The 8,313-nt window shown below is 37.1% G+C and carries 8 protein-coding genes; 5 read left to right on the forward strand and 3 right to left on the reverse strand.

Annotated features, from left to right (window positions below):
- Nucleotides 1–395: 395 nt before the first annotated feature.
- Genes HT691_RS00245 through HT691_RS00255 form a run of 3 tightly spaced genes read left to right on the forward strand, consistent with a single transcriptional unit; the run spans nt 396 to nt 2,958 of the window.
- Nucleotides 396–1,121 (forward strand): CppA family protein, encoded by a 726-nt coding sequence (locus HT691_RS00245; RefSeq protein ID WP_172923315.1) that lies wholly within the window; start codon nt 396–398, stop codon nt 1,119–1,121.
- Nucleotides 1,118–2,053: a serine hydrolase domain-containing protein gene (locus HT691_RS00250; RefSeq protein WP_138705058.1), complete on the forward strand. Its 936-nt coding sequence runs from the start codon at nt 1,118–1,120 to the stop codon at nt 2,051–2,053. The genes HT691_RS00245 and HT691_RS00250 overlap by 4 nt, the downstream gene beginning before the upstream one ends.
- Before the next feature lie 8 nt (nt 2,054–2,061).
- Entirely contained in the window at nt 2,062–2,958 is an 897-nt protein-coding gene (locus HT691_RS00255; RefSeq protein WP_138705059.1) for a DMT family transporter, read from the forward strand.
- A 149-nt stretch (nt 2,959–3,107) separates the two neighbouring features.
- Here HT691_RS00255 and HT691_RS00260 read toward each other — a convergent pair whose 3' ends face one another.
- Nucleotides 3,108–3,806, reverse strand: a complete 699-nt coding sequence (locus HT691_RS00260; protein WP_000936194.1) for a GntR family transcriptional regulator — start codon at nt 3,804–3,806, stop codon at nt 3,108–3,110.
- A gap of 141 nt (nt 3,807–3,947) precedes the next feature.
- On the opposite strand from HT691_RS00260, the gene guaA reads away from it, so the two are divergent.
- Nucleotides 3,948–5,510, forward strand: a complete 1,563-nt coding sequence (guaA, locus tag HT691_RS00265) for a glutamine-hydrolyzing GMP synthase (RefSeq protein WP_023936410.1) — start codon at nt 3,948–3,950, stop codon at nt 5,508–5,510.
- A 158-nt stretch (nt 5,511–5,668) separates the two neighbouring features.
- Nucleotides 5,669–6,880 (forward strand): MspI family type II restriction endonuclease, encoded by a 1,212-nt coding sequence (locus HT691_RS00270; RefSeq protein ID WP_023941642.1) that lies wholly within the window; start codon nt 5,669–5,671, stop codon nt 6,878–6,880.
- Between the two features lie 29 nt (nt 6,881–6,909).
- Here HT691_RS00270 and HT691_RS00275 read toward each other — a convergent pair whose 3' ends face one another.
- Together HT691_RS00275 and HT691_RS00280 are read right to left on the reverse strand one after the other, a co-directional pair.
- Entirely contained in the window at nt 6,910–8,025 is a 1,116-nt protein-coding gene (locus tag HT691_RS00275) for a DNA cytosine methyltransferase (protein WP_172925217.1), read from the reverse strand.
- A 43-nt stretch (nt 8,026–8,068) separates the two neighbouring features.
- Nucleotides 8,069–8,296, reverse strand: coding sequence for a hypothetical protein (locus tag HT691_RS00280; protein WP_101514779.1), 228 nt, complete (start codon nt 8,294–8,296; stop codon nt 8,069–8,071).
- Nucleotides 8,297–8,313: the final 17 nt, after the last annotated feature.

The raw sequence follows: 8,313 nt of genomic DNA on the forward strand, positions 1-8,313 counted from the left end.
CTTCACAACTGTCAAAGTCTCGTGTATCCTTATTGATGATATCCATAAATTGGATATTAGGGTCTTTAATGTCAAGGAGTTTTGTGATAAAATGTAATTGTTCCATATGATTCTTTCTAATGAGTTGTTTTGTCGCTTTTCATTATAGGTCATATGGGACTTTTTTTCTACACAAAAATAGGCTCCATAATATCTATAGGGGATTTACCCACTACAAATATTATAGAGCCAGAATATACAACTGATGGACTGCACCTCAGTGTTGCTGGTTATTAGGTTTTGACAAAAGCCTTGAAAGGCTATCTTTACTAAATAGCTAAATAAAGTTAAATTTGAGCATAATATCTTGTAAAAAATTCTAAAATCCTTTAAAATAAAAAGTGATGGAGGAATTTATGAATGTAAATCAGATTGTACGGATTATTCCTACTTTAAAAGTTAATAATAGAAAATTAAATGAAACATTTTATATTGAAACCCTTGGAATGAAGGCCTTGTTAGAGGAGTCAGCCTTCCTATCACTAGGGGACCAAACAGGTCTTGAAAAGCTGGTTTTAGAAGAAGCACCAAGCATGCGTACTCGTAAGGTAGAGGGACGAAAAAAACTGGCTAGATTGATTATCAAGGTGGAAAATCCCTTAGAAATCGAGGGACTCTTATCTAAAACAGATTCGATTCATCGATTATATAAAGGTCAAAATGGCTACGCTTTTGAAATTTTTTCACCAGAAGATGATTTGATTTTGATTCATGCAGAAGATGACAGAGCAAGTCTAGTAGAAGTAGGAGAAAAGCCTGAATTTCAAACAGATTTGGCATCAATCTCTTTAAGTAAATTTGAAATTTTCATGGAATTACATCTCTCGACTGATATCGAAAGTTTCTTGGAACCATCTGAAATTGGGGCATCCCTTGATTTTATTCCAGCTCAGGGGAAGGATTTGACTGTGGACAATACGGTTACCTGGGACTTATCTATGCTCAAGTTCTTGGTCAATGAACTAGATATATCAAGTCTTCGCCAGAAGTTTGAGTCTACAGAATATTTTATTCCTAAGTCTGAAAAATTCTTCCTTGGAAAAGATAGAAATAATGTTGAATTGTGGTTTGAAGAAGTATGAAGTGGACCCAGATTATTAAAAAAATAGAAGAACAAATCGAGGCAGGGATTTATCCCGGAGCCTCTTTTGCGTATTTTAAGGACAATCAATGGACGGAGTTCTATATTGGCCAGAGTCACCCAGAGCATGGCTTGCAGACTGAGGCAGGACTAGTTTATGACCTAGCTAGTGTCAGCAAGGTTGTTGGCGTTGGCACCGTTTTTACCTTCTTGTGGGAAAAAGGTCAATTAGATATTGACAGACCGGTAACAGATTTTTTAGCTGAGAGTGATTATCCAGACATCACTATTCGCCAGCTCTTGACTCACGCAACAGATCTTGATCCTTTTATTCCCAATCGTGATCTTTTAACAGCCCCTGAATTAAAGAAAGCGATGTTTCATCTCAAGAGACGAAGTCAGCCAGCCTTTCTTTATTCAGATGTCCATTTTTTGCTTTTGGGTTTTATTTTGGAAAGAATCTTTAATCAAGACTTGGATGTGATTTTACAGGAGCAAGTTTTGAAACCTTGGGGAATGACGGAAACCCAGTTTGGGCCTGTTGAGCTTGCTGTTCCAACAGTTAGAGGTGTCGAGGCAGGTCTGGTACATGATCCCAAGGCTCGCCTCTTGGGCAGACATGCAGGTAGTGCTGGTTTGTTTTCGACTGTAAAGGATTTACAAATCTTTTTAGAACACTATTTAGCAGATGATTTTGCAAGAGATTTGAGTCAAAATTTTTCACCTTTGGATGACAAGGAACGTTCTTTGGCATGGAATTTGGCAGGAGATTGGCTAGACCATACGGGCTATACAGGTACCTTTATCATGTGGAATCGTCAGAAGCAAGAAGCGGCCATTTTCCTATCGAATCGTACCTATGAAAAGGATGAGAGGGCTCAATGGATTGTAGACCGCAATCAAGTGATGAACTTGATTCGCAAAGAAGAGTAAGGAGAGACATGTCAAATAGTTTAAAAGGGACTCTATTAACAGTTGTGGCAGGGATAGCTTGGGGCTTGTCAGGAACGAGTGGCCAATACCTGATGGCACACGGAATTTCAGCTCTGGTCTTGACCAACTTGCGCCTTTTAATCGCTGGTGGAATTCTCATGCTCTTGGCTTATGCCACTGCAAAGGATAAAATGCTGGCCTTTTTAACGGATAAGAAGAGTTTGCTGTCTCTTCTTATTTTTGCTCTAATTGGTCTATTCCTCAACCAATTCGCCTATCTAACTGCTATTCAGGAGACCAATGCAGGTACCGCGACAGTACTTCAGTATGTTTGTCCTGTCGGAATTTTGATTTATAGCTGTATCAAGGATAAGGTGGTACCGACACTGGGAGAGATAGGTTCTATCATATTAGCCATCGGAGGGACCTTCCTGATCGCCACTCATGGGCAGGTGGACCAGTTATCCATGACACCTGCAGACCTGTTTTGGGGTCTCTTTTCTGCTCTGACTTACGCACTTTATATCATTTTACCCATAGCCTTGATTAAGAAGTGGGGGAGCAGTTTGGTCATTGGTGTGGGAATGGTTATAGCAGGTTTGGTTGCCCTTCCTTTTACAGGAGTTCTACAGACTACTATCCCAACAAGTCTTGATTTTCTCCTCGCTTTTGCGGGCATTATCCTTATCGGGACTGTCTTTGCCTATACAGCCTTTCTAAAAGGAGCCAGTCTGATTGGGCCGGTCAAGTCAAGTTTGTTGGCTTCAATTGAGCCAATTTCGGCTGTTTTCTTTGCTTTCCTAATCATGAATGAACAATTTTATCCCATTGATTTTCTTGGTATGGCAATGATATTGTTTGCTGTAACCCTGATTTCTTTGAAAGATTTAGTCTTAGAAAAATAAAAAGACTCTTTGTCGTCCGTGACAGAGAGTTTTTGCGTAGTATTTTATACTCAATAAAAATCAAAGAGCAAACTAGGAAACTAGCCGCAGACTGTACTTGAGTACGGCAAGGCGACGTTGACGCGGTTTGAAGAGATTTTCGAAGAGTATTAATTGTTTTCAAGATAAAATTCAAAACGTTCGCCTACATATTGACTTTTTACGTATTCAAAAGCAGTACCATCTTCTAGGTAGGAAACCTGAGTCAGACCAAGAATAGCATGTCCTTTTTCAACTTCTAAATAGTGGGCGATTTTTTCCTTAGCAAGGCGAGCATAGATGGTCTGATGTGATTTACCAATACGGTAGCCATGTTTTTGCAGTGTTTGGAAGAAATGACTAGTGATTTCTTCTTTTTTAAAGTCCTTAATGAATTTTTCAGGAATAGAAGCAACTTCATAAACCAGAGGAACTTTGTCGGCATAGCGGACCCGCTCCATTCGGATAATATTTTCGGTAGGAGAAATTCCTAGCTTGGCAACTTCCTGCTCATTGGGAATGGTTTTTCTGTAGGAAATGAGCTGGCTAGAGGGTACTTTACCTTGGGACTTAACAATTTCAGTAAAACTGGTTGTCCCTCGCATCTTTTCTTGTACCCGAGTACTGGACACAAAGGTGCCACTTCCAACTCTGCGCTCTAAAACACCTTCTTCAACCAATAGAGATACGGCTTGGCGGAGGGTCATGCGGCTGACCGAAAACTGCTCTGCTAAATCTCTTTCACTGGGAAGCCTCTCACCAATAGCCCAACGGTGCTCGTCAATATCCTTTTTAATCTGATCGTGGATTTTCATATAAGCAGGTAGCATATTTTTCACTTCATTTCTATCTTTTCTCTATTGTACCCCAATAAACTAGAAAAAGTCAAACTTCGCCTTGTTTAGTTGGTAATTCGCCCTTATTTGTGATAGAATATTGAGAAAAGATATTTCTTTTGAGAAAGGAAAAAGATGAGCAACATTTCAACTGATTTGCAAGATGTAGAAAAAATCATCGTATTGGACTATGGTAGCCAATACAACCAGCTGATTTCACGCCGTATCCGTGAGATTGGTGTTTTTTCGGAACTAAAAAGCCATAAAATTTCAGCTGCTGAAGTTCGTGAAATCAATCCTGTAGGAATTATCCTATCAGGTGGTCCAAACTCTGTATACGAAGATGGTTCATTTGATATTGACCCAGAAATCTTCGAACTTGGAATTCCAATTTTGGGAATTTGTTATGGTATGCAGTTATTGACCCATAAACTTGGAGGAAAAGTTGTTCCTGCAGGTGATGCTGGAAATCGTGAATACGGTCAATCAACCCTAACACACACACCATCATCTCTTTTTGAATCAACACCTGATGAACAGACTGTATTGATGAGCCATGGTGATGCAGTTACCGAGATTCCTGCTGCCTTTGTTCGTACAGGTACATCAGCTGACTGCCCATACGCAGCCATCGAAAACCCAGATAAACACATTTACGGTATCCAGTTCCACCCAGAAGTTCGTCATTCTGTATACGGAAATGATATCCTTCGTAACTTTGCCCTTAACATCTGTAAGGCTAAAGGCGACTGGTCAATGGATAACTTCATCGATATGCAGATCCAAAAAATCCGTGAAACCGTCGGTGATAAACGTGTCCTTCTTGGCCTTTCAGGTGGGGTTGACTCTTCAGTTGTTGGAGTTCTTCTCCAAAAAGCGATTGGCGATCAATTGATCTGTATCTTCGTGGATCACGGTCTTCTTCGTAAAGGAGAAGCGGACCAAGTTATGGACATGCTTGGTGGTAAGTTTGGTTTGAATATCGTCAAAGCAGACGCTGCTAAACGTTTCCTTGATAAACTTGCTGGTGTTTCTGACCCTGAACAAAAACGTAAAATCATCGGTAACGAGTTTGTCTATGTATTTGATGACGAAGCAAGCAAGCTCAAAGATGTGAAATTCCTTGCTCAAGGTACGCTTTATACAGACGTAATTGAGTCTGGTACAGATACAGCCCAAACTATCAAGTCACACCACAACGTGGGTGGTCTTCCAGAAGACATGCAATTTGAACTGATTGAACCACTCAACACTCTTTATAAAGACGAAGTTCGTGCCCTTGGTACAGAGCTTGGTATGCCAGACCATATCGTATGGCGCCAACCATTCCCAGGACCAGGACTTGCTATCCGTGTCATGGGTGAAATCACTGAAGAGAAACTTGAAACCGTTCGTGAATCAGATGCTATCCTTCGTGAAGAAATTGCCAAAGCTGGTCTTGATCGCGATATCTGGCAATACTTCACTGTTAACACAGGCGTTCGTTCAGTTGGGGTTATGGGTGACGGTCGTACGTACGACTACACGATTGCAATCCGTGCTATTACCTCTATCGATGGTATGACTGCTGACTTTGCCAAAATTCCTTGGGATGTCCTTCAAAAAATCTCAGTACGTATCGTAAATGAAGTGGATCATGTTAACCGTATCGTCTACGATATTACAAGTAAACCACCTGCAACCGTTGAGTGGGAATAAAATATAAGAGTAACTTAGGCTAAGAATCCTTGATTTAACATCATTTTAACAACTGTATGAAGTATTAAAATGAGATAAATATATTTGGATTGTCTCCAAAGCGTTTCCAAAGAAGCTCTAAAATGAGCTTCTTTTTTCTAATATGGAGTAAAAATATTATGAGTTTTAACGTTGATAATCAGCAAAAATCTTTATCTGGTTCTGCTTCAAATTTAACTTTGTCTGAATTGCTTCAAAAAATCCAAAAGATTCCCAAATTGAATGTATCTGTAAAAAAAGGTTATTCAGTTGGATATGAAAATTGTGAAAAACAATTTAAAATGGATTATGCAATTACTTTCAATGACTTTGATAATGAAACTTGGTTAGTTAAACCGACTAGCTCGATTCGAACTGATAGAATCTATGGGAATGAATTTTTTGCTCAAAACATCAAGTTAGTTGATAAGAATGTCACAAGAATCTTTGTTGTTGTACCAGATTCTATTACCGAAAAAGAAATAAAAAATAAAAACGACTATTCAAATAAGATACATAGCGAAACTTATGTATCTTTCTTAGATGATGTACTAACTTTTTCTGAATTAAAAGACTTTGTACTAAATCATGCTTCCGAAAATCTATCTCAAGGGATTAGTGCTAATATTTTGGGAAACAATGCTGAGGATAGTATAGTTGACTTACTGACTGACAAAAACAATATCCTTCTATGGAATAATCACGCAAAACATAGCCAAACAATTAAATCTTCCACTTATAATTGGTTTAGTCAAATCTTAAAAGTTTCTGGTGTTAGTGAACAAGATACTGTTTTAGATATTGTGGCAACTAATTCAATACCTAAATTAAGTAATCGTGGTTATCCAAAAACAGATGTATCTTTTACGATTACTACTGAACAAAAAGAAATAACTAAAAATATTAGTGTAAAAAATACTTCTGCGGATACCGTAACAGTCCATGAGGGAGCTGTAGATGATATTATTCTTGCCCTTAATCTCGATTCTTCTTCGTCATTGGCTAATTCACTCAAAGAATTTCAAGCATATGGTAGTGCTAAAGGTTTGAAAGAAAATAATGAAGTTGCCTATAACACATTAGTTGATGAAATTCATAAATACAATAAAGAATTAGTTAACTTCTTTATGTTTGGGGTCAATAGTCCATTAGTTAACAATTCTATTCAAGTTGCTGATATAATGCTGTATACTAAAAAATTTGAGGTTATTTTAAGGGATTTGTATGTTGATGAATATATTAAGAAATATTCATCTAAAGGACAGTTTGGAACTCCGTTTAAATGGACATACCCTAGTAAAAAACGAGGTCAAAAAGTACAAATCAAAGGTTTTACGAATAATAAAAAGTAGCAGTTCAAATATGATATGCTATTTTTTGATTAAAGGTATACTTTCATTTTATCAGCGACAGCTTTAATTACTGGTACAGCTACTGAGTTACCAAATTGTCTATACATTTGAGTTCTTGAAACTGGTACTTTGAAATCATCTGGAAATCCCATTAGTCGCTTACATTCTAGTTCACTATAAAGTCTCAACCCAGTTTCTCCACCTTTTACAAACGTTCCTGTCAAACGCTGAATTTTGTGATAGCTTGCAACAAGTGTATTTACCTGAATTTCGCTAGTTTTATCAATAATTTGAGGTCTGCCATCATCTTTTTTAAAAAGATATGTATCTTGCAGATGTTTTGAAATTTTGTACCCAGTTGGATTATCTTCTAAAATAGAACCTACTGGGACTTTTTTATCGCTTCCTTTAGGAAATTCAAAGTTATCTACTTTTATATCTGGATGGAAACCTACAATGATAATACGTTCCCTTCTTTGTGGTAAACCAAAACGTTGAGCATCAAGAATTTCATAGAAAATTGAGTAGCCTAATTCTTCTTTTAACGCTCTCATAATGACTTTTAAAGTATTCCCTTTGTCGTGAGTTACAAGCCCTTTTACATTCTCAAGTAAGAAAGCTTTTGGTTTTTTCTCTTTTAAGATACGAAGTACATCAAAGAACAAAGTTCCTTGGGTTTCATGAGTAAAACCTTCACGCTTACCAATATGGCTAAATGGCTGACATGGAAAACCTGCTAAAAGAATGTCATGGTCTGGAATATCTTTCTCATTGATTTGAGTAATATCCCCATATGGTTTTTCGCCATAATTCTCTTCATAAGTTTTAGAAGCATACCTATCCCATTCGGAACTAAAAACACATTCTGTGTTCTTATCCTCAAATCCTTTACGGATTCCACCAATACCTGCGAATAAGTCGATAAACTTTATTGAATCATTTGAAGTAGTTTTCTTTTTAGTGTTCATTTGTGTGTCTATTCCTATTTTAATTAGCTCGGAGCATTTTTGACTAAAATTCTTACAGTTATCAAGCTCAAGTGAATCAATTACATCAATCTCACTCTGAATTAGATAAATATTTTTCATCTGTTTTTTATCAGAAACTGGTTTTCTTCCCGCTCCCTTGCGTGTGCCACCCTGCATATTTTCTTCCCTACTTCCTTATTCGTAATATAAAACCATTATATCATATTTTTGATAAAAAAATGTTTTTTTTCATATATTCGTCCGTATTATTTATTGATAATTTTTCAAACTCATCAAATGGGGACAAATTATGAACAATCGCTAAAGATTCTTCCATTTTTTTGATTTCGAATTTATAATCAAATTCGGTTTCAAAAATATCAATCAACACTTTTAATTTTAAATCTCTTAATTGTTCGAGTGGATAATAGTTTGTATTTATACTCATACTCAATTGTTTTCAAA

This window comes from Streptococcus sp. 477 (assembly GCF_013277295.1).
GTDB lineage: Bacteria > Bacillota > Bacilli > Lactobacillales > Streptococcaceae > Streptococcus > Streptococcus pseudopneumoniae.

Coding starts and splice junctions, on each gene's coding strand:
- HT691_RS00250 (WP_138705058.1), top strand. CDS start 1,118: ATGAAGTGGACCCAGATTATTAAAAAAATAGAAGAACAAATCGAGGCA.
- HT691_RS00245 (WP_172923315.1), top strand. CDS start 396: ATGAATGTAAATCAGATTGTACGGATTATTCCTACTTTAAAAGTTAAT.
- HT691_RS00275 (WP_172925217.1), bottom strand. CDS start 8,025: ATGCAGGGTGGCACACGCAAGGGAGCGGGAAGAAAACCAGTTTCTGAT.
- HT691_RS00270 (WP_023941642.1), top strand. CDS start 5,669: ATGAGTTTTAACGTTGATAATCAGCAAAAATCTTTATCTGGTTCTGCT.
- HT691_RS00255 (WP_138705059.1), top strand. CDS start 2,062: ATGTCAAATAGTTTAAAAGGGACTCTATTAACAGTTGTGGCAGGGATA.
- guaA (WP_023936410.1), top strand. CDS start 3,948: ATGAGCAACATTTCAACTGATTTGCAAGATGTAGAAAAAATCATCGTA.
- HT691_RS00280 (WP_101514779.1), bottom strand. CDS start 8,296: ATGAGTATAAATACAAACTATTATCCACTCGAACAATTAAGAGATTTA.
- HT691_RS00260 (WP_000936194.1), bottom strand. CDS start 3,806: ATGCTACCTGCTTATATGAAAATCCACGATCAGATTAAAAAGGATATT.